At 51.9% G+C, this 1,639-nt stretch carries 3 protein-coding genes; all 3 read right to left on the bottom strand.

The genetic code is table 11. The annotated features are described in order from the left end of the window. Positions 1–622: hypothetical protein (locus IJ369_RS03880; RefSeq protein WP_290716206.1), on the bottom strand; the 622-nt coding region annotated here is incomplete at its 3' end. 5 nt (positions 623–627) lie between these two features. Further along, the gene (locus IJ369_RS03875) at positions 628–1,035 is read right to left on the bottom strand and encodes a hypothetical protein (RefSeq protein ID WP_290716204.1); all 408 of its coding nucleotides are present in this window, start codon (positions 1,033–1,035) and stop codon (positions 628–630) included. 18 nt (positions 1,036–1,053) lie between these two features. After that, the coding region (locus IJ369_RS03870) for a hypothetical protein (protein ID WP_290716202.1) at positions 1,054–1,639 on the bottom strand (586 nt) is incomplete at its 5' end.

Below are 1,639 nucleotides of genomic sequence, written 5' to 3'. Positions count from 1 at the left end.
TGAGCCTTCCTGCCCCTGCCAGAGCCGCCCTTTCCGCAGCCTTACCGATTGTCATATAACCAGCACCAGCCTTCGCCAGTTCGCCAGCCATAGCCCCTGCCATGCCTGCTCCCCTGTTCGCCTCCTGCGTTTCTTCCAACTGGTTCAGTGTCTTGTCCCATGCTCTCTGCAGGGGTTCATTTCCGCTGGCCTTCGCTGTGATCTTCGCCACATCTCCGCCCAGACTGTTCAGCAAGCCTGCGATAAAGGATGCCATGGGCAGCTGCTTCTGCAGTTCCATCTGCTTCTGTGCCGCCTGCTGGTAAGATGCAAAGTCAGTGCTTCCGCTTTCGCGCAGTTCTTTCCCGATGGCGTTCATTTCTTTTCTGATTGCCTGAGTTCTTCTCTGCTGTTCTCTTAGTGTTTCAATGGCTTTTTTTGCCCCCGTATCCCTAACCACTTCCACAGGCTGTCCCTGTGAACGCAAAGAAGGGGCGGATTTCTCCGCCGCCTTCGCTTTCTGGTTCTTAGGGATGTATTCTTCTTCATCTTCCTTCAGCTTGCCTGTACGGGAATTGTACGCGCCTTTGCTGTTGGCGATTTTACTCTGTAACAAACTTCTTGCAGATGCGTTTCTGCTCATGCTTATCACCATACTTTCTTGTATGTAACCTTAGAACCATTTACTTCTTCTTTGATTGTTCCTGCATCGATCTGTTTATCCAAATCAGCATAGGAAACCCAACGCAGACCGGGAACATAGATTGCCGCCCCGTTGTCCTGATTTGTGATCTTCAGTTCAGAGCCGCCAGCACTGCCAGAGCTACCACCTGAACTGCCGCCAGATCTGCTGCTAGAACTCTTTTTCCCTCCGCCACTCCCTGATTTCACACTGCCGTTCACCTTGGCAGTCTGCGCCTGTGTATAAAGTGCATCCAGTGCCAGCTGTTTCAGGTTTGCATCCTTCACCTGTTCCATGTAGCTTGTGTCATAGCCCATGGCTTTCAGTCTGCTGTAATCGCCTGTCAGCTGTGCCAGTTCGATTGCCTGTGCCAATTCTGCCTGCTGTTGTTCCTATTCATACTGGCTCAGACTGTCTTTATACTGCTGCTGCTGCATCTGGAAGTTCGCAAGCCACTGATTCCAGTTATTCTGGTTGGCCTGTTCGTTCTGCCAAGCGTTCATTGCGTTCTGTGCCGCATTTGCATTGATGTTCGCAATATCACTGTTGGCCTGTGTCTGTGCCTGCAGTCCCTGCAGAGCAAAGTCTTTCAGCATCTGTGCCCTCTGCTGCTCGCTGGAGTGCAGATTGTTCTGATAGTTGGTCTGCAGTTTCAGATTGGCACTTTCACTGCCGCCGCCGCTGATACCCAGTGCGGAAAGCTGCTGGGGCAATGCGTTCTGACCCAGACGCATATTGATATATGCTTCCCTTGCCAGATCGTCATATTCACTGTTTGCGGTCTGCTGTGCCGCCTGTAGCTGCGCCTGTGTCATAGAAAGCTGATTCTGGATCGCCTGTTCCTGCAGTGCTGCAATTTTGTCATAAGCCGCCTGCAATTCTTCCTGTGTCTGACCGACATATTCCGGTAGCATCGCTTCCTGCGTCACGGGAACAGTCTGCTGTGTGGTCTGTCCGTAAATCGCATTGGTGTAGCCG

The organism is Anaerotignum sp., from assembly GCF_017483025.1.
Classification (GTDB): domain Bacteria; phylum Bacillota; class Clostridia; order Lachnospirales; family Anaerotignaceae; genus Anaerotignum_A.
This window is presented reverse-complemented; position numbering and strand designations above follow the sequence as displayed.